The organism is Enterovibrio makurazakiensis (genome assembly GCF_050336585.1).
In the GTDB taxonomy this organism is placed as follows: domain Bacteria; phylum Pseudomonadota; class Gammaproteobacteria; order Enterobacterales; family Vibrionaceae; genus Enterovibrio; species Enterovibrio gelatinilyticus.
Map to the genome: position 1 here is coordinate 114,786 of NZ_JAKJSE010000010.1, position 17,466 is coordinate 132,251.

Here is a 17,466-nt window from a genome sequence, read left to right on the forward strand (position 1 = left end):
ACGCCAATGATTAAATCTAATGGGAGTGGAAGAAAGCTTTCCAGTTTGGCTGCTTACTTCTCTACAGAGATTCCAAGAATATAGGCATTGAGACTGGCACAGCGAACTACGCTTTTCCTATCTATATTATTGATAGATGGAGATATTGTTGTGACATTCGAAGAATTGAGCAAAATGTTTGATAAAGCGGTGTTAGATGCCGAGAAACAAGCTGACTATTACGCGTTTTATCAAATGATATTTAGGGGGGTATCTTTTGCAATACGCGCAGCAGTCGTCTTTGCGCTTTTTAATGCTGCCATGTTAGCACTTGAAAGCGAAAAACAAATGCAGGCGGACAGTCTGACATGGATAGCCGCAGCAGGTGTACTAGCAGCCACCGATCAGCTTTTTGTTGTAACCAAAAACTGGAGAAGATTCACGAAGGCTAATTTGGAAATTATGTTGCTAATAGCCTTAGCTAAAATCGACTGGGATGAATTCAAAAGTAAGTTGAGCGGCGCCCAGGCAACAAATGATGATATCGAAAAGACAGCCAAAATTTGTAGAGACTTGGTTCAAGAAGCCAGAGAGGTCTCGATAAGAGAGACAATGAATTGGGATGGTGACTTAGAAGCTGCAATGAAGGAGCTAGTAAAAATGACCAAGAAGAAATCTGGTTAGCGCCATCAGCAATCAAGCCAGATTTGTTTTCTTGATAATTCACCAAAGCTAGAAGAACTCTGTTGGAACAGAATGATCCAACATGAGCGTCTTAGAGAAGTGGTAATTATCTACTTTATGGTAAATAGCCAATTACGTTCAATAGACTGATATTAATGAAGAATAAGGGTAGTTAGAGAGCTGAGTGGCGTACATTTCAATCTACTGCATATCTTATTTAACATAATATACATAATGCGTACTGGTGATGTAAGGGCAAAGTAGTAATGTCACTTTTTAGCAAAGTTAAAATGTCTCCTTAATCGCACGTCTCAACTAGGTTTCTGTTTTGATCTGACGTTTAAGGAACGATGAGATGCTGGTAGTTATGAGTGACCAAGAGCTGACACGTTTAAAGTAATTCAGGATGTTTGCGATCATCACATTCGTCGTTGCGATGCGGCAGATATTTTGGGACTCAGTGAGCGTCAGGTTCAACGACTGATGAACCGGTTTCGAAAATTTGGTGCGTCAGGTTTAGTACATCGTGCTCGTGGAAAACCAAGTAACCACCGATTGCCTGGCGRACTTCGTAAATCTGTTTTGTCCTTAATTAGAGAGCGTTATCCAGATTTCTCACCAACGTTGGCGCAAGAAAAGCTCACCGAACTGCACCAATTATCGGTGTCAGTTGAAACATTGCGAAAATGGATGACCGCCGATGGTCTCTGGGTACCACATGCTCAACGAAAACCTCGCATCTATCAACCACGCTACCGCCGAGATTGTCTTGGCGAACTTATCCAGATTGACGGCTCCCACCATGACTGGTTTGAAGGTCGTAGCCCCAAGTGCTGCCTGCTGGTGTTTATGGATGATGCCACTGGCCGCTTGATGAACCTGCGTTTCAGCGAAACTGAGTCAGCTTTTGACTACATGATGGCGACACGTGAATACCTAGATGTGCATGGCAAACCTGTCGCACTTTACAGCGATAAGCATTCTATCTTCCGTGTGAATCAAGAGCGTAATAAACAAGTTGGTAAGACACAGTATGGACGGGTTCTCAACGAGTTAGGGATTGAATTGATCTGTGCAAACAGCTCTCAGGCCAAAGGCCGTGTGGAGCGCGCGAATCAAACACTACAAGACCGCATGGTCAAAGAAATGCGCTTACAAGGGATCAATACCATCGAAGAAGCTAATGCCTGGCTCCCCGACTTTATTGACGATTTTAATCAGCGGTTTGGCAAAGTGGCCAACTATCCCAAAGACATGCACCGCACCGTCAGAGAGTCAAAAGGCGAACTGGATGACATTTTCAGTTGGCAGGAAATCCGTAAGCTCTCAAAATCACTGACTTTTCAGTACGATAAAGTTGTCTATTTAATTGAAGATACGGAAGAAAACAGTCGGTTGGTGCATGAAAATGTCAAAGTCCTGGACTACCCAAATGGTGAGATAGCCATTGCTTATGGCTATCGGAAACTCAATTTCAAGACCTTTGACAAGCTGGAAAAAATCGACCAAACCCAGGTCGTTGACAACAAACGCTTGGGGCATGTTTTACGTTTCGCACAACAAAAACAAGAGGAATTTGAGCAACAGAAAACTCGCGAACGCAGTAAGAAAGCCCCGAAGCGTCGCGCGCAAAAACGGGCAGTACAAGAACAACTTCGCGCCATCAATCCGGTTCTCGCCAACCCTAACCCCTTCAAAGCCAGCAGCAGTAAAACCTAGTTGCACTCTCCTGCCCTCATTGCTCATTCACATAAAAAAGGACATTTCTACTTTGCAGGAAACAGGACATTTTAAAATGGGATAGACAGACAGCCCTGGATTTAACATTTACAGAGAGTGGCCTTACTCATTACCCCTGACGGACGTGAATTTGCCCCCGTGAGCTTGATGGCTTTCCGATATGGCGTGACCAATATTACGCGCTGCGTGAGCCGACGTGCGCCAGTGAAGCCGTCTTTGCCACCTGTTACCGTGTACCGTGGTGGCAAGCGCCAACAGCCTGCGCCGTGGATACCGATTCGGGATAAGTTGAAGTAATAAAAAAGCCCGCTACTGCGGGCTTTTTTATTACTTTCGAGTCGTTTTCAAATAACTCGAACTGCACAAAATACAGTGATAATGTTCGTGAGCTAGACCCCAACCGCTATCAGGTCTCGCTTCATAAAATCTAAGATGAACTATTTTTCCTGCACTTTCAAAGCACTTGGTACAAAACGGGCTTTCTTCGTTTTCCTTCCAATACATCTCAGTTTGAGAGCAGTATTTGATAGTCTCGGTTTTTTCTAATTCCGCTCTTAATTGTCTTATTTCGTCATTTTTATGAGCAATGGTCATCATTAATTGTGAAGCCTCAAGTGACGTCCTTGATAGCTGCATGTTGAGGTCGACTAACTTGTGCTTCAACTGTTCAGGACAGGCATCGTCCGATTGAATCAGTTTTGATGTTTCCAATGACTTATTCAGAAAATCAAGGAGCGTTGCTCCTGCTGCGATTGTTGTTATGTCCATTTTATTCTCATTTTACTACCACGGAGTTTTATGCATCTAACTTTGTTTGTGATGATACTTGTAGAAATTCACCTCGCTATATACTTTGCCCAGCTTTTTGTGACAGTGCATAACCCATTCATCGAGCGCCATACATGTCTCATAACCCAGCATGTCAGAGGCATGAGTCATTAGATTTAATGAGCTATTTGCCCAGATGTATTGAAGGTCACCTTTGACAGAAGCGCCAGCTTTCAAAGCGGACAGAGCAGTGTTAAAACTCATCCATTTGCCAATGATCTGTTTTGATGCTTGCTCTAGAAGACTGCTAAAAAACTCGTAATCTTGTTCACTTCCGTTCTTATTTACAGTGAGCGACAATAGAAGTTCTTTTAAGGTCATATCACGTGATTCTCTCTGATTTAACCGGAACTGTGCATTTAAAAAAGCATCCTCATTATTCCAGTTTTTACCCAGGGCACCCCGAATCATGGTGTCATTAATTACATCTGATAGCTTCATGTTGATATCGACTGCCAAGAGGTTGAGCTTATCAGTGCCTTGCTCTTTGTAAGAAGACGTTTGATACATAGCTTGTGAGTACGCATCGTTTTTTACTGACTGCGCATACTGCAACATCAGCACTACTAGCGTGAGGAGCGCAAGTATTGGAGAGTAAATCCCACCCAGTGCGCTCCCCATTTCAGCCCACTGCTTGTGGCTTTTCCATACTCCCCAACCAAAAGCATCTTGATAAAAGTAGATTGGCAAGATTATTGCTGACATTAGAAGGAGACCAATCAAAAGACGAAATAATCTAATTATCAAACGATACGAATTCATGTGTCATGTCATAAGAAATAAAGTTGTCTGGATTATGCCACACAGTTTACATGGTAAAAAAGCCCACATTTGCGGGCTTTTTGGGTTTAACCTAGCGGTGACTATAGAAGCTTTCGTTACTTGCGGGATTTCGCGCCTTTCTTCCCCGCGGCGCTCAGTTTCTTGCGCATGGTGGCAGCAAACTTGCGGTCATTCTTCCAGCGTTTGGCCGTGGCATTGCCACCTTTTCGGCCTGCCTGTTTTACTGTGAGTGATTTAGGCATTTCATCAACATTGTTTCTAGTTCACGAATGCGGCGCTCATGGTCGTTCACTTTCTCTTTTACCCAACGCATATCGACCTTAAGCGGAACGACGGTCAGCACAGACGACAGCAAGCCCGTGGCTGCCGACGCGCCCAGAACGGGGAGTAAATCCATATCAGCGCCCTTTCTTCTAGTTACGGATGGTTTCCCCCATGCGCCAACATGCCAAGCGTGGCGACTGCGCCGCCGAACTGTGGCTCACCTGCATTGGGAACCTCGATGTCACCAACGTTGGCGCAAGAGAAACTCACTTATCTACGCCAATTATTGGTGTTTGTTGAAACATTGCGAAAATAGATAATTGCCGCTGGTCTCTGGGTGACGCACGCACAGCGTAAACCCCGCATAGCACACGACCTTAAAATTTTGCTCTCGAGCAAATAAACCTTTCTCATTTCTCCTTGAAAGTTGGAGGGTAAGCGCGAAAGTGGCGTATTTTTCTGTTCGGCGATAACGCCATATCACCGTCCTTCTATCTATGCTTTTATCAATATTCGCCTTGATTTTGTTGCGCTTCACAATTGACGTTACGCATTTGTTTCAAAGTGATGCAATTTAGAGAAACGGCCTCAAATACGTAGCAGCCTGTTGGTGGTCGAGTGAAAAATGTGTCTAACTTTCGTTACTCTTTTGGGGTGTTCGCAGTCTTAGTGAATGCCGAACGGCGCGTAAAGCATTGCGTATTTCTATGTGCCGACCCTCTGATTTCAACGAATAAGGGAATGAACCAGTGAAAACTACCAAATTGTGCATCATCGCATTCGCCGTCTCCGCGTCTTTTGGTGCAATGGCAAAAAGCGGCCATGAGACCGTATCTGACAAGGTGATTGCGGAACAGCGTCAAGAGCTGGCAGAGAATACTGAAGGCGAAGGCTTTGGTCCTCAATCTCCACGTGACATTGATTCAACTGCAGGTAGCAACACGTTATCGTTTAATGCTGCGCCGGCATATACACAGATGAATCTATGCAATATCCATTTCCACAAAAATGCCGAACATAAAGGTGGCGAATTTACCAAGTATGCGGGTAACGGCGATGGCCACGGTTATCAGAGTGGCTTCCAATATGCAGGTAAGTTGAGTGCGGCTGAATTGGCACCAGTAAAAGGTGAAATCTGCCCAAGCAAACACGGCGACGTGCAACCGGGTGACACCATTGAAGTGCACTATGTTCATACCACCGCACAAGTAGAACCAGGTGCAACCTTGGGCTCATGCTTTAACGATGCGAATAAAAACCCACAGCTTCGCGTAGAAACTCAAGTTTACGTGGTGGTAAATGATAGCGCAGCGTTGGATTTTGAAGATCTAAACGAACACGAGAAGAAAGACGGCGTACATCAGGCTATCAACATTCCGAAAGATACGGGTAAGCCTATTCAGTATGCGGGTTCAACAACGGGCCCAAGTTACAATGAAGAAGGGTCGCCATTCCAAGTGACTTGGAGCGTAAGACCTAAGGTTGCCAAAGTGAATGCAACGTCTGTTGCTGAATGGTGTGAAGGGAATGCGTTTGATGAAGATCACGCTCATGGTGTACGAAATCTCGTCGTGAACAAAGAGCTCCTCTCTGTTATCTCCAACTAACAATAGGTATAGATAGATATAGGGCGCGAAATTGTATTAGCGCCCTATTTGATTGTTCTGCTTTTATTAGCTTCTATGCCATAAGCTTTAGATATCGTGGCGGCAGCTAGCTGTCTGATTCACCATAACAAACGGCTTGTAGCTTATTGCCATCAGGGTCTCTGACGTAAGCTGCGTAGTAGTTAGGCCCAAAATGCTCGCGCAGACCAGGTGCACCTTCATCGGCGCCGCCATTCGCTAGTGCTTCCACGTAAAACTCATCAACGGCTTCTCGTGTTTCAGCTTTAAACGCCACGTGTGTACCGTTTCCCCAAGTGGCAGGTCTTCCATCTATGGGTTTATAGATATAGAGAAACGGCATTTGATCATCTTTAGCATAAAGAGGTGGTTTTCCTGGCGGCTTTGGAACGCGTGTTAACCCCAGGGGCTGTAAAACCGCGTCATAGAACGCCGATGCCCTTTCATAATCATTGGTTCCCAATGTGATGTGGCTAATTACAGACATTAATTTGCCTTCCTGTTGTTCAAAATGCGTTAAGCCTCGTTCTGTACAAGGTCAATAATGTGTTTGGCTTTGACAAAATGATCGAGTCTATGGGTTTGAATCCACCAAGTTGCAGCTTCCATTAAGAGTTCAGGGTCATCATTCTTATTCGCAAAGAAAGCATAGAACGACACACCGACGCCCTCACCTTTTGCGTTGATTTTCTTGTTGCACACGTCGATGACTTTTTTGCGTAATGAATCTCGCATGACTGCTGTTTCCCTCAAGTACTCTATTGCGAACTGTATATTTAAACAGTTTTGATGAAAAGGTTAAGGCTTAGAAACCGGATGAAGGCAACATTTCCTTTGGTGGTCGTATATAGAACATGCATTGATGGTTGAACATCAATCAGGTATTTGGCCATTTTAGCCATTTCATCTTTAGTTTAATGCCGAAGTCTTTGACCATTAAATTAGGCATATAAAGATAGTCGAATGAATGGTTAGTGTCGATAGGTCTACCGTTTCTCGAAGACGAAGTCATTGCACCACACTCTAAAATTCAGAAGCGCCATTGCTTTAAGGTCTTTGTTTTTGGCCTCTCCAAACCCTCATCATGACATGGATTTTAGCAGCACAAAAACGTTGGATGCATTCTTATGGAGGTTAATGAGGGCGTTTAGATGTGATGATCGGCTGTCCATGATTAAGTACAACAAAGTAAGCCCCTTTTATGAATGCGCCTAGCAAAGTTTCCTTGCTTACATCTCGCCAAGACGATGTGATATTGGTGCCTGATAAAAAGCCGTTGATGTCAGTTAGATGAACGGTTTGCTCATGATTCAGTGTTTGGCGAGTCACAAATCCACCGAATGGATAGTAAATCAGGCTGCCGTCTTTGAGAAAAGCTGGGATTAACATGGGATCAGTAGGCAGGTTGTTACTCTCGAGTACAACGTATTGACGATTAAGTTGGTATCGAATTGCAGGCATAATGGTTACTACTGGTTATACATACAGTTATTTTAGTCATTATTAGGAAGACGACAAGTCATTCTGTCGATCTCCCGCTCATTTGCTTGTGGTCGCGTTTTACTAGGACACACTGCGCCATAATGAAAGTAAAAAGACATAAGGCTACGTTCGTTTGCTAAAACATTGGTAGGACTGACAACGTGTTTAACAAGTCACTTTAGATGCAGATAGTGTGATGTTCGTCTTTGGGTATGTTTGATGATATACACTGGCGTGTTTTAACACAGTATTGGCGGGGGTCTAATTGAGGCGCTCGTGGTGACTAAGCAGCATGATGATGTCGTCCAGCATGTCCTTTTCTCCTTGTTTCGTCACTGGATAGTCGGTGTTGACATCGATATGATCGGCAAACTTTCGATAGTACTTGGGAAGATGTGACAGTATGTAATCTGAGCATTCTTGCTGTTTGTTATGGATGAAGTTATTGATGATCTGCTCGTACCCTTCAACTACATCCGTGCTGTCGGCATTTTGAACAAAGAATTCGGCTTTATTATCGATCAAGAAGCGGATATATCTGTTCTCAGTCAGATACTTGTCGAGCAACGCTTGGCGAATACAAGATAGTATGATCTTTGCCGCCCGTTTAGGTTTGATATCACCACTGTCGCGTAAAGTCCCTAGTATCTTTTCTTCTAGGTAGGCTTGGTACTTGTCGTTGCCAAAAAAATCAGCTTCTACGCGGTCAAAGAACTTTTCGTATTTCTTTTTCTGAACCCAGTTCGTCAGAATCCATTTCATAGTCATATCAGCACAGTTATAAACATTCGAAAAGTACCACCATTATGCGAGATGATATCGATCTAATGCGAAAAATTGCGTTTTACTCAGCACTTTTTTGATCCCGTTTGGAACGTGGCTGCATCCTGTGCAGTTATTGCGTGACATACATTGATACGGATATCAAAACGCCAAACAAACAGGATGATGATTGCTTACATTTGCGACGTTTGTCAGGTACAGAGTGTTGTGTTTGCTATTTAATGGCGTAATTGAACGAGTCATATTTCTGAAACATAAGTGAAAATTAGGTCTTCACCTAAACAATCTCAAGATGCTTGGCATAGGAGGCATCATGACACCATTTACGCTTGGCAGAAAAACAATCATCAACGAATGTTCATTGGAATACAGTTGGGTAAGACAGCAAGTAGCGGAAGGTACAGATAGGAACACTGTTGTTTCAGCCATTCAGCAGTGCTTTGGAGGAGACGAAGAGACGGCCTCGTTGTTTTTTAATATCGCGATTGGGGAAAGCTCACCAGGCGTATTGCTATCCCACCTTCGACTCTCTAATTGGAGCACCTTCAACAAGAACGAAGGAAACACTGATACCCATAACGCAATATACTTGTGATTTTGAGGTGGACAGAGCGTCGCCCTGCCCACCCAATAAGTGACTATTGCTTGAACAGGTCCATGACTAAAGGTACGACCTTAATCCAAACCAACGCACCAATTCCTACCCACACCGCTAACCAAAATAAGCGGCCTAGCCATGTGTTACGAGAGTGATAACGCGCAGGATCCGGTTCTCCGCATCCTGGGCATGAAAGCGCACGCTTGGAAACTTGTTTTTCACATACAGGGCAAGCAATTAATGGCATGGTAAATCTCTTCCTTTGATCTTTATTTTGTTTTCCGCAATGGTATTACGTCACGCCATTTGGCTCTAGTGCTTTTGAGTAAAATCCTGAGTCGTTTAACCTTAGATGAACTGAAGTCACTATGTTGTTACATAGAAAAAGCACCTTATCGAGATAATTGATGAGCACAATCGCCACCAGCATATCTGTCTCTAAAGACACTTCTTTGATTGCAGAACCAAATGATTTGCATGTGTTAGATTTATCATTGTAGGTATATTTAGTGGCACACAAATAATAAGTTATAGTGCGTTAAGAGGTATAAAAAAGAGCTATCTATCACTCTTTTTTTGTACATCCTTAATCACCAAAGTCATGGACACCTAACTTCAATATATCAGACGCATCTACCCACTCCACTTGACCACATACAGTACAAGTACATTCTGATGCTTCTGCAAAACGCTCATCTTGCGGTGGTGCCGTTAAAGCACGAATAGCTGGATCGTGGTGTGCTTTTTCACGCACCTCGTGGCCAGTTTCAGCTTCGCAACTACGGCAATACCATGTGTGTACACTCATGACTTTCTCCTTGGGTATAAACTCCTTTCTCGCCGTGAGTGTAATTTCATACTGGGGTCTATTTCTGAATCATTTTTAAGACAATGACGAAATTGTCGTACTGACTGCATCACACAAACTTTTCCATCCATAAGTTTCCCTTATAGGTCGACTTAATTTGTCAGTGCAATGTCTACAAGTGAGATGAATACTTATTGCTATCAGATGGTTGTGTGTACCTGCACTTATTCAAGAATTCAAACAAAAGCTTATGAGCGATAAGCCTCGCAGAGCCTATTACCCAAGGTTTTTGTGATTATAATTCAAACGTACGTTTGTCCGATTAGGGAGATAAGTGTCGCTTGATGATACACAATGACGAATGCCAGAGTGAGAAAGATTAGCACGGTATACGTAAGTTAAGCAGATGAAACTCGGTGCATTTAAACCATAAATACAAAGACGGTTGTAGAGGATGCAGGTAAAGAATCTAGCGCTCACCAATCAATGTAATTTGTCCGTGCAGGTACCATTTACCTGAACGGGCGGACAGCTCACACTTCCATATGAGCAAAATACGCAACAGCCCCCCTCTGCCACCAACAATACTTCATGACAGTTCTCGCATTCATAGTGCTGTTGTGATTCACCTATGGGCATAAGCTCTGTTTTCACGTGACCGCAATTTGGGCAGGTCACATCTGACTTCAAGATAACTTTCATTGATTCTCACTGCGTGTAATGAAGGGATCGTTTTGAACTCTCTCCTCTAAGCGTGGAACATACCTCACGCTCTTTCCACTTTAGATTTAAGAACCACACGGAATCGCCTTGGCAGCAGATGCGCAAATGAATCAGAATCATTGTTTCGTTTTCTTGCTACGAATGTGATGATTTCTTTGTACAGTAAATAAAAAACCCCGCTTTCGCGGGGCTATTAATTGTATATACAGATGCAACTCAACCCACTTGTAAGTTGCCATATAAGGTTTGATACACACCATCTTCATTAACAAGGTCTTGGTGATTACCACATTGAGCCACCTTGCCATCTTCAAGTACGTAGATGAGGTCCGCTTGCTTCACTGCCGACAAACGGTGAGCAACAATGAGAGTTGTTCGTCCTTGTAAGAAGTTGTTCAAGGCATCATGCAATGCTGCTTCTGTCGCGGTATCCAATGCAGACGTCGCCTCATCCAATATGACAAGCTTAGGATTAGTCAAAATCATGCGTGCAATCGCGAGGCGCTGACGTTGTCCTCCCGACAACTTAAGACCCTGGCGACCAAGTTGAGATGACAGTCCATCATCTAAGCGTTCAACCACGTCACTCAGCTGAGCGATTTCCAACGACTTCCAGAGTTGTTCATCGGAAAAATCGGTACGCCCTAACGTCAAATTTTCACGCAAGGTATCATTGAAAATGACGGGTTGCTGCAACACCACAGCGGTATGCTGACGAAGTGTCTCATAGCCGATGTCTTCAACACTTTGCCCATTAACGATGATGTCACCATCGTTTTTACGGTAAAGACCCAAAAGAAGTTGAATCAAGGTCGACTTGCCGCCGCCAGAAGCACCAACTAGCGCCACACGCTTACCTGCAGGTATCGTCAGAGAAAGTCCGTTCAATACGGTTTTTTCGCTGTTGTAGCCAAACGTGAGATCGCGACATTCGACACCAAAGGTATCAAGTTCAAGCAAAGGATCTTGCTTAGATACACTTTTCGGTTCTTCATCTAAGGCGAGTAAACCGTTGAGTCGCTTCATCGCAGCGGATGCACTAAACCATGCGTACTGAATGCCCAATAGCTCTTGAATTGGGCCAAGCATGAACCAGAGGTAACCGAATACCGCAAAAATTTGACCAATCGTTAAGTCGCTAAATAGCACCATAAGCATTGCAGCGGCGCGGAATAGCTCAAAGCCAATCAAGAACATTAAGAACGACACACGGCTTGCCGCTTCCGATTGCCAAGCGTATTTATCGGCATCATGACGAATAGATTCGGCGTCACCCTTCAGAACATCAAGATAAGCGCGTTCACGGTTAGCGGCACGCAGTTGATAAATACCATCTAACGTTTCTACCAAACGCTGCTGAAAACGTTCAAATGATTGGTTCTCTGCTTTTTTTAGGTGTTTAACGCGCTGTCCCATTTTTCGTGACAGGAAAATAACTAGCGGGTTAACCAAAAGAATGAACAGGCCAAGTGCCCAATCGAGCCACAAAAGAATCACAGCCGTGCCGAACACGGTAAGCACGCCAACCACAAATCGGCTCAAACTGTTCCCGATAAACGAATCGATCGTCTCTATGTCTGTGACAAGATGAGAGCTCACACCGCCACTGCCGCGCTCTTCAAACTCTTTCATGCTGACGCGGCCGAGCTTATCCAGCAACTGCTGACGGATAAAGCAGGTAATTGATTTAGACACCAAGGTAAATTGACGGCTCTGCCAGATGTTTAGCGCTTGGCTTGCAATACGCATGACAACAACGAACAACAATACCATCACGATATAGCTCGCCGGTTGCTGTAGCGACTCAGGCAACAAGTGGTTGAAGAATTCAACACCATGAGCTGGCTTGTTCAGCAGTACTTCATCGACCATTAGAGGCATAAATAGCGGGATTGGCACACTGATCAATGTGGCACACACCGCAATAAAATTGGCAAATATCAGCTGCTTTTTATGCTTCTTTGCCTGATCGATTAACCACCGCGTTGAAAGCGTTGTTAAAACTGCATTACTCACTGTGTCTCCAAACTTTTCATTTTCGTTATTGTTTTGTGATTTATGTGTAAGTGTAACCGAAAACACCCCAGCAATGCCGGGGTGTTTTATCGTATTACTCTACGTGTTTCGTTAGAAAACGTATTCGGCTTCTATACCCCAATTACGTCCAGATTGAGTTCGACGATCAAGTCCTTCTGTATCAGACTCTGCGCCAATCAAATCCGTGTATTCCCAATACTTTTTGTCAAAGGCATTGAAAAGACCTGCTCTAACGGTCAAATCAGAGACTGGACGGTAATAAGCCGTGATATCTGTGACAGCGTAACCCGGTGCTGACACATTATCGGTATCAATGTTCGCGTTGCTCCAATCGGAATCAGACTTACCAGCAACGGCCTTCACCGCGACTTTACCGCCATACGTGCCTTCTACATTGGCATAACCCAGCGCAAAGTATGCAGATAACGGAGAGACAGTATCCAGCGCTTCACCGTTTTCTTTGTCCTTACCCTTGGTGTACGCAACACTGAAGTCGGAATACATGCCAGTTGGCGCGTTCAAGAGGACATCCAACGCCAATTGCGCTTTGAACTCAGCACCGTAAATTTCGGCTTTGCTGATGTTTTGCTTAGACCACAGTTCTTTACCTTCACCGTTGTTATCAGCCAGTTTAGTGCTTTCGATGAAGTTCTTGTAATCGTTGTAGTACACCGCGAAATCAAATCGGCCGAAATCTTGAGTTATACGCAGACCCGTTTCATAGCCAACACTCTCTTCTGGCTTCAAGTCTGGGTTTGCTTCATAAACCGCACCATAGGCCGCATCGGTTTCATAGAAGTAGTACAGATCTTGTAACGTCGGTGATTTGAAGCCTTGGCTCACATTCGCATAGCTGCTTAGACGTTCTGTCCAATGATATACCGCCCCCAACTTAGCAGTGACAGCGTCACTTTCTGAGTTGGCATATTCGGTAGTGCCTTTCGGCTCTGCAGAAAAACTGTCATAACGAAGGCCTGCATTCAGTACTAAACGCTCTTCAAGCAGAAACGCTTGGTCTTGAACAAAAATACCCCACTTAACGGATTCAGCATTCGGTACATCACCCGCCTTGTCGGCTTGTGTACCCGCTTTCGAGCCTTCTAAATACATATCACGATAGTCGAGGTTAAACTCATTAGTAATATAGTTAACGCCGTAGCTGATCTCGTGGTAGCTCGTTGCTAAGTCGAATGCTTTATCGAACTGCGCATCAAATTGTGTGCTCTTGTCTTCGCCATTGCGCACTCGCTGGCGGTAACCGTGACCAAACGATGTTGGCGGCTCGGGTGTTTCATCAAAAGTGTTGTGTAGGCTTTCACTTTCCAGTGCGGTAACTTGCCACTTCAATCTGTCGAAAGCCGTGGTGTTTGCTTGCCAATCATGCTCAAACGTCACACGTCTACGCTTATCTTCATCGTTCGCGCTGTTACGCGTATATACAAAACCCGGCATGATTTCATAGCCTTCGTTCGAACTGATCAGGCCATCGGCCTCACGATTGAAAATTTCGCCAGTCAAACCGACGCGATGATCATCATTGATCTGATAAAAAGCTTTCAATAGAAGGTTATCAGAATTGATGTCAAACGGGTCTGCTTGGCCACGCTCACGGCCTTCAATATCTGAACCGCTGCTGTGTGTCTTGGTTTCATGACCATCACGATGCGTAAAGATCAATAGCGTATCAAGGTCGCCTGTGCGGTTCGCAATGGTTGCCGTCGCCTTATAGCTCTCGTCAGCACTGTAGTAACCTGTTTTAACACTGGCATAGGTATCATCACCTTCTGGTACCAATAGGTCTTCGGGGTTCTTGGTGCGAATAATCACTGCGCCCGCTAACGCATCACTACCATAAAGGCTTGATGACGGCCCTTTGTTGATTTCGATACGCTGCAACGTATCCGTTTCAACGTTGTTATTGTATTTGCGCATAACATCTGCGCCTGGGTCGAACGACACTGGTTGTTCAACGCCATCAACCATGGTTTTTACGTAATTTTCACTCAAACCACGGATATTGAATCCTGAATTACCGAAACGCCCTGTGCCTGGCATTGAGACGCCGGGTTCGTTAGCAACGGCCTGCTCCAAATCTTGGGCGAGGTTTTCTTCAATTTTTTTGCTATCAACAACATCTACTGAAACAGCAACATCACTGATGCTCTGTTCGCTACGTGTTGCGGATACAACGACTTCATCAAAAGTGTACACATCCTGTGCGGCTGCACTTCCGGCGCATAGTAGTCCCACGAGAAGCGCCAGCTTGTTCTTCTTGATTGTCATGATCTTCACTCTTTTTTAGGCAATAAAAGGCCGCTCACGCTGAATTCAGCACGATAGAATTATTATTTTTATGGGTTACGCTGGTGTTTGAAGGCTCTGCAGACACAGAGCCTTTATCGAGAAAATTACATTTTCTCTTTCATTTTCTGAACATGGCCTTCGTTTAGGTGCACGACAGAAAGCATATCTTCGCCTGTCACATCAAATGCTTGTCCGAAGCCTTTCACGTAACGGCCGATAACTGGGTTAAGGCGGTATAAGCGGAAATCACCCAATTGACTTAGATTGTCGATCATCTCGCCTAGTCTCGCTTGCATCACCTCGATGCCCTGCTGCCAAACCGCAGATTCACGCTCAATCAGCTCCGCATTGGTATCAAACGACAAACGACGGCGAGCAAAAATAGAACGCGCTTCGCTCTCGTCTTCAATCATCATGATGGAAACCGCTTTACTCACTTTCAGGTTTTGACCGTGAGTCGCTAAATCACTGACAAGGATGTAGTAACCCTGCTCAGAAAATGCGAATGGCGCATAACTTGTGTGCGGCTTGCCGTCTTTATCAACGGTACCTAGCTGAAGGGTTTTACGCGCATCACGAAATTCTTGAATTTCCGGACCAAGGCGATTTTGTAGACGCTCTGCCTTATCAATCATTTTGCCAACTCCTGTTTCATGGCATTAAACAGTTCGATTTGCTCAGGGAATAGTTGACGCTTTTTGTCTCGACCCAAGTAAATCTTAAATACACAGTGACCAGTGCAGTCGAAGAAACCGATGTAGTGACTTTCTGTGCCGCGGAATGGTTTGCTCACGAATACGATGTCAGACACTAGCTCAAGGCGAAGGTGACCGTGTAACTGACCTTCGCGCCCCATTAGGTTGTAGTAACCGTGGGCGAACTTTCCTTTAGGAAACGCGGCTTTGAACTCAAACACCGAACCGCCAGAGTGAACGATGGTCGTCACTTTTCCCCAGCTAGGCATCACTTCCAAAATGCTTTGAGCCAATGAACCTTCTGCGCGTGCAATCATCTCTTCTGGCAATGCCAGAGTGATTTCGCCTTCCGTCAGGTTCAAACTTTCCACCATATTGGACACTGGCGTGTGAACATCTTGAGAAAGGTAGTCAGCGACGCGTTGCTTGGTCTCTGACGTGACGATAATCGCTTGTTGCATTGTGGTACTACTCCTATGAAGCGGCAGAGGCCGCTTTACTATTCAATTCTTTGTTCAGTACATCTTGTACTTAACATCATGCGCGATAATGCAAATTACGATGCCATATCAAGATGCCATATCACGATGCCATAGATACGGGCATTTTCTTGCCTGGCACCATGCCAGAGGGCATTGCTGACGACATACCGCCCTGAGTCTTAGGTGGTGTTTGACCGGATGTTCCTTGAAGCACTTCAATAAGGTTTTGAGCCAATGTCACCCCCCAGAATTGCCCCGCGACAGTCAATGTCAAATAACCACGACCTTCAATATCGCTTCCGCTTCTTTCAAGATAGACTAGGCCGTTGCGCTCCCAGGTTTCAAACAAAGGCGTAAGGGCTGCAAAGGTCCCTGCACCAGCCACACGATCCAGCTTATGCTGCGCTAGCACGCCCGCATCGAAGCCACATTTTACTTCCGCAGAAACAGCACGATTAGCAGGCGCCATTGTCATCATAGTGACAGGGTAACGCCTATCTGTAATCGCAGAGATATAAGTGTCCATATCTCGGGTTTGCATCATCTGACAGCCATTAACATTACCGCCCGCTCCCGCACCTAAAGGCATGATTTCTGCAGTGGTCTTTGCCAGCGAGTTATAGATGCTGCGTTCACGATTATCAGACGCCCAGTGATTGACACTCAGACGCTTTTGATGATGTTTAGCCATGAATTTCACGCCCATTTCAAACATGGTCGCTTTCATCTGCGTGTCAGCGGGATGTGGCAGTTTGCCCTGCTCAACCATCTTCGCCATTGGTAAGCCTTGCATCTCAATAAGCTGATACAAGTCCACACCATGTGCGCCTGACTCTAGGTAGTCCTCAAGATCTTGCTGCCATATATCAAGTGTCTGATGAGGCAATCCGTAAAGCAGATCAAGAACGATCGGTGCTGCATTATAGGAAACCAAGTTCTGGATGGTTTTGAGCACTTCTTCACGCTCATCGAAACGTTTTGCACTCTTACGCACTGCAGTGTTAAAGCTTTGAACACCAAATGAGAAACGATTAACACCGCCCTCTAACGCAGCTTCAAACTTCTCAGGGCCAAATCGGTTAATACGCCCTTCTAGCGTGATTTCGCAATCTGGTGTGAGCGGAAATTGGCTGCGAATGTCAGACACGATGGTACGAATTTGCTCTGCCGACAAATCCGTTGGCGTTCCGCCGCCGATATACACCGCTTGGAATGGTGCGGCTTGCGTCCAAATTTGAGATGCCTTCCAGCGGATCTCTTCACGGAGTGCTTCAACGTAGCTTTCAATCAAAGACTTGCTTGACGCGTATTGGAAAAAATTGCAGTAAGTGCAACGAACGCGACAAAAAGGAATATGGATGTACAGACAACGTGGTGCGAGCGCACTCTGTGGTTTTAATGAGTGTGCGTTTTCAAGAGAGGTCTGAATTTCCTCCCCTTTAACGGCGTGCATCATGCCACCAGCATGTGGGCCTTTTTTTCGCTGAAATGCAAAACGTAATGGGTCAGGCGTTTGCTGTCCCACGAGTTCTACATTGTGTAAATCAAACTTCATCGCCTGAAACGACCTTCTACAGACAACAGCGCCACACAACGGCCTGTTTTCAATTCGTTTTCTATCTTATGCATATCAAACGATAATGCAACTGAT

20 protein-coding genes and 1 pseudogene are annotated in these 17,466 nt (G+C 44.9%); 5 read left to right on the plus strand and 16 right to left on the minus strand.

Annotated elements, in window-relative coordinates; all coding sequences use genetic code 11:
- Positions 1 to 150 precede the first annotated feature (150 nt).
- The 3 genes and pseudogenes from L4D06_RS08600 to L4D06_RS08610 all read left to right on the plus strand — a co-directional run bounded on the left by L4D06_RS08600 (position 151) and on the right by L4D06_RS08610 (position 2,700).
- On the plus strand, positions 151 to 663 hold the full coding sequence (locus L4D06_RS08600; protein ID WP_429738844.1) for a hypothetical protein: 513 nt from the start codon (positions 151 to 153) through the stop codon (positions 661 to 663).
- Between the two features lie 367 nt (positions 664 to 1,030).
- Positions 1,031 to 2,382, plus strand: a pseudogene (locus tag L4D06_RS08605) (ISNCY family transposase).
- 117 nt (positions 2,383 to 2,499) lie between these two features.
- Entirely contained in the window at positions 2,500 to 2,700 is a 201-nt protein-coding gene (locus tag L4D06_RS08610) for a hypothetical protein (protein WP_429738846.1), read from the plus strand.
- 30 nt (positions 2,701 to 2,730) lie between these two features.
- Here the strand turns inward: L4D06_RS08610 and L4D06_RS08615 are convergent, their stop codons facing one another.
- The 4 genes from L4D06_RS08615 to L4D06_RS08630 all read right to left on the minus strand — a co-directional run bounded on the left by L4D06_RS08615 (position 2,731) and on the right by L4D06_RS08630 (position 4,411).
- Positions 2,731 to 3,171, minus strand: a complete 441-nt coding sequence (locus tag L4D06_RS08615) for a hypothetical protein (protein WP_429738848.1) — start codon at positions 3,169 to 3,171, stop codon at positions 2,731 to 2,733.
- A gap of 36 nt (positions 3,172 to 3,207) precedes the next feature.
- Positions 3,208 to 3,936, minus strand: a complete 729-nt coding sequence (locus tag L4D06_RS08620) for a hypothetical protein (RefSeq protein WP_429738850.1) — start codon at positions 3,934 to 3,936, stop codon at positions 3,208 to 3,210.
- A gap of 173 nt (positions 3,937 to 4,109) precedes the next feature.
- Positions 4,110 to 4,256 carry a hypothetical protein gene (locus tag L4D06_RS08625; protein ID WP_429738852.1) on the minus strand — a complete coding sequence of 49 codons (147 nt, stop codon included), beginning with the start codon at positions 4,254 to 4,256 and terminating at the stop codon, positions 4,110 to 4,112.
- The gene (locus L4D06_RS08630; protein ID WP_429738854.1) at positions 4,235 to 4,411 is read right to left on the minus strand and encodes a hypothetical protein; all 177 of its coding nucleotides are present in this window, start codon (positions 4,409 to 4,411) and stop codon (positions 4,235 to 4,237) included. The genes L4D06_RS08625 and L4D06_RS08630 overlap by 22 nt, the downstream gene beginning before the upstream one ends.
- Before the next feature lie 673 nt (positions 4,412 to 5,084).
- Between L4D06_RS08630 and L4D06_RS08635 the strand changes: the two genes are divergently transcribed.
- The gene (locus tag L4D06_RS08635; protein ID WP_429738970.1) at positions 5,085 to 5,885 is read left to right on the plus strand and encodes a delta-class carbonic anhydrase; all 801 of its coding nucleotides are present in this window, start codon (positions 5,085 to 5,087) and stop codon (positions 5,883 to 5,885) included.
- A 106-nt stretch (positions 5,886 to 5,991) separates the two neighbouring features.
- Here L4D06_RS08635 and L4D06_RS08640 read toward each other — a convergent pair whose 3' ends face one another.
- From L4D06_RS08640 to L4D06_RS08655, 4 genes are all read right to left on the minus strand, one after another.
- The gene (locus tag L4D06_RS08640; protein WP_429738856.1) at positions 5,992 to 6,390 is read right to left on the minus strand and encodes a VOC family protein; all 399 of its coding nucleotides are present in this window, start codon (positions 6,388 to 6,390) and stop codon (positions 5,992 to 5,994) included.
- 29 nt (positions 6,391 to 6,419) lie between these two features.
- On the minus strand, positions 6,420 to 6,638 hold the full coding sequence (locus L4D06_RS08645; protein ID WP_274163160.1) for a DUF6500 family protein: 219 nt from the start codon (positions 6,636 to 6,638) through the stop codon (positions 6,420 to 6,422).
- A gap of 399 nt (positions 6,639 to 7,037) precedes the next feature.
- Positions 7,038 to 7,364 carry a hypothetical protein gene (locus L4D06_RS08650; RefSeq protein ID WP_429738858.1) on the minus strand — a complete coding sequence of 109 codons (327 nt, stop codon included), beginning with the start codon at positions 7,362 to 7,364 and terminating at the stop codon, positions 7,038 to 7,040.
- A gap of 282 nt (positions 7,365 to 7,646) precedes the next feature.
- Positions 7,647 to 8,153 (minus strand): DUF6985 domain-containing protein, encoded by a 507-nt coding sequence (locus tag L4D06_RS08655; protein WP_274163162.1) that lies wholly within the window; start codon positions 8,151 to 8,153, stop codon positions 7,647 to 7,649.
- Between the two features lie 328 nt (positions 8,154 to 8,481).
- On the opposite strand from L4D06_RS08655, the gene L4D06_RS08660 reads away from it, so the two are divergent.
- Positions 8,482 to 8,763 carry a hypothetical protein gene (locus tag L4D06_RS08660; protein ID WP_274163163.1) on the plus strand — a complete coding sequence of 94 codons (282 nt, stop codon included), beginning with the start codon at positions 8,482 to 8,484 and terminating at the stop codon, positions 8,761 to 8,763.
- Positions 8,764 to 8,806: 43 nt separating this feature from the next.
- On the opposite strand, the gene L4D06_RS08665 is transcribed toward L4D06_RS08660, so the two are convergent.
- From L4D06_RS08665 to hutW, 8 genes are all read right to left on the minus strand, one after another.
- Entirely contained in the window at positions 8,807 to 9,013 is a 207-nt protein-coding gene (locus L4D06_RS08665; protein WP_274163164.1) for a hypothetical protein, read from the minus strand.
- 339 nt (positions 9,014 to 9,352) lie between these two features.
- Entirely contained in the window at positions 9,353 to 9,574 is a 222-nt protein-coding gene (locus L4D06_RS08670; RefSeq protein WP_274163165.1) for a hypothetical protein, read from the minus strand.
- 483 nt (positions 9,575 to 10,057) lie between these two features.
- Positions 10,058 to 10,276 (minus strand): GDCCVxC domain-containing (seleno)protein, encoded by a 219-nt coding sequence (locus L4D06_RS08675; protein WP_429738861.1) that lies wholly within the window; start codon positions 10,274 to 10,276, stop codon positions 10,058 to 10,060.
- 237 nt (positions 10,277 to 10,513) lie between these two features.
- Complete coding sequence (locus L4D06_RS08680; protein WP_274163167.1) at positions 10,514 to 12,313, minus strand: ABC transporter ATP-binding protein; 1,800 nt, start codon at positions 12,311 to 12,313, stop codon at positions 10,514 to 10,516.
- 111 nt (positions 12,314 to 12,424) lie between these two features.
- On the minus strand, positions 12,425 to 14,617 hold the full coding sequence (locus L4D06_RS08685) for a TonB-dependent hemoglobin/transferrin/lactoferrin family receptor (protein WP_274163168.1): 2,193 nt from the start codon (positions 14,615 to 14,617) through the stop codon (positions 12,425 to 12,427).
- 125 nt (positions 14,618 to 14,742) lie between these two features.
- Positions 14,743 to 15,273: a heme utilization protein HutZ gene (hutZ, locus tag L4D06_RS08690; RefSeq protein ID WP_028022601.1), complete on the minus strand. Its 531-nt coding sequence runs from the start codon at positions 15,271 to 15,273 to the stop codon at positions 14,743 to 14,745.
- Positions 15,270 to 15,794: a heme utilization cystosolic carrier protein HutX gene (gene hutX / locus L4D06_RS08695; RefSeq protein WP_274163169.1), complete on the minus strand. Its 525-nt coding sequence runs from the start codon at positions 15,792 to 15,794 to the stop codon at positions 15,270 to 15,272. Before hutX ends, hutZ begins: the two co-directional genes overlap by 4 nt.
- Before the next feature lie 121 nt (positions 15,795 to 15,915).
- Complete coding sequence (gene hutW / locus L4D06_RS08700; protein ID WP_429738865.1) at positions 15,916 to 17,370, minus strand: heme anaerobic degradation radical SAM methyltransferase ChuW/HutW; 1,455 nt, start codon at positions 17,368 to 17,370, stop codon at positions 15,916 to 15,918.
- Positions 17,371 to 17,466 lie beyond the last annotated feature (96 nt).

What these genes read in the sequence shown, in the direction of transcription:
- L4D06_RS08645 (WP_274163160.1), bottom strand. Translation starts at nt 6,638, where the DNA reads ATGCGAGATTCATTACGCAAAAAAGTCATCGACGTGTGCAACAAGAAA.
- hutZ (WP_028022601.1), bottom strand. Translation starts at nt 15,273, where the DNA reads ATGATTGATAAGGCAGAGCGTCTACAAAATCGCCTTGGTCCGGAAATT.
- L4D06_RS08615 (WP_429738848.1), bottom strand. Translation starts at nt 3,171, where the DNA reads ATGGACATAACAACAATCGCAGCAGGAGCAACGCTCCTTGATTTTCTG.
- L4D06_RS08660 (WP_274163163.1), top strand. Translation starts at nt 8,482, where the DNA reads ATGACACCATTTACGCTTGGCAGAAAAACAATCATCAACGAATGTTCA.
- L4D06_RS08670 (WP_274163165.1), bottom strand. Translation starts at nt 9,574, where the DNA reads ATGAGTGTACACACATGGTATTGCCGTAGTTGCGAAGCTGAAACTGGC.
- L4D06_RS08640 (WP_429738856.1), bottom strand. Translation starts at nt 6,390, where the DNA reads ATGTCTGTAATTAGCCACATCACATTGGGAACCAATGATTATGAAAGG.
- L4D06_RS08665 (WP_274163164.1), bottom strand. Translation starts at nt 9,013, where the DNA reads ATGCCATTAATTGCTTGCCCTGTATGTGAAAAACAAGTTTCCAAGCGT.
- L4D06_RS08650 (WP_429738858.1), bottom strand. Translation starts at nt 7,364, where the DNA reads ATGCCTGCAATTCGATACCAACTTAATCGTCAATACGTTGTACTCGAG.
- L4D06_RS08630 (WP_429738854.1), bottom strand. Translation starts at nt 4,411, where the DNA reads ATGGATTTACTCCCCGTTCTGGGCGCGTCGGCAGCCACGGGCTTGCTG.
- L4D06_RS08655 (WP_274163162.1), bottom strand. Translation starts at nt 8,153, where the DNA reads ATGACTATGAAATGGATTCTGACGAACTGGGTTCAGAAAAAGAAATAC.
- hutW (WP_429738865.1), bottom strand. Translation starts at nt 17,370, where the DNA reads ATGAAGTTTGATTTACACAATGTAGAACTCGTGGGACAGCAAACGCCT.
- L4D06_RS08635 (WP_429738970.1), top strand. Translation starts at nt 5,085, where the DNA reads ATGGCAAAAAGCGGCCATGAGACCGTATCTGACAAGGTGATTGCGGAA.
- hutX (WP_274163169.1), bottom strand. Translation starts at nt 15,794, where the DNA reads ATGCAACAAGCGATTATCGTCACGTCAGAGACCAAGCAACGCGTCGCT.
- L4D06_RS08675 (WP_429738861.1), bottom strand. Translation starts at nt 10,276, where the DNA reads ATGAAAGTTATCTTGAAGTCAGATGTGACCTGCCCAAATTGCGGTCAC.
- L4D06_RS08625 (WP_429738852.1), bottom strand. Translation starts at nt 4,256, where the DNA reads ATGCCTAAATCACTCACAGTAAAACAGGCAGGCCGAAAAGGTGGCAAT.
- L4D06_RS08620 (WP_429738850.1), bottom strand. Translation starts at nt 3,936, where the DNA reads ATGTCAGCAATAATCTTGCCAATCTACTTTTATCAAGATGCTTTTGGT.
- L4D06_RS08685 (WP_274163168.1), bottom strand. Translation starts at nt 14,617, where the DNA reads ATGACAATCAAGAAGAACAAGCTGGCGCTTCTCGTGGGACTACTATGC.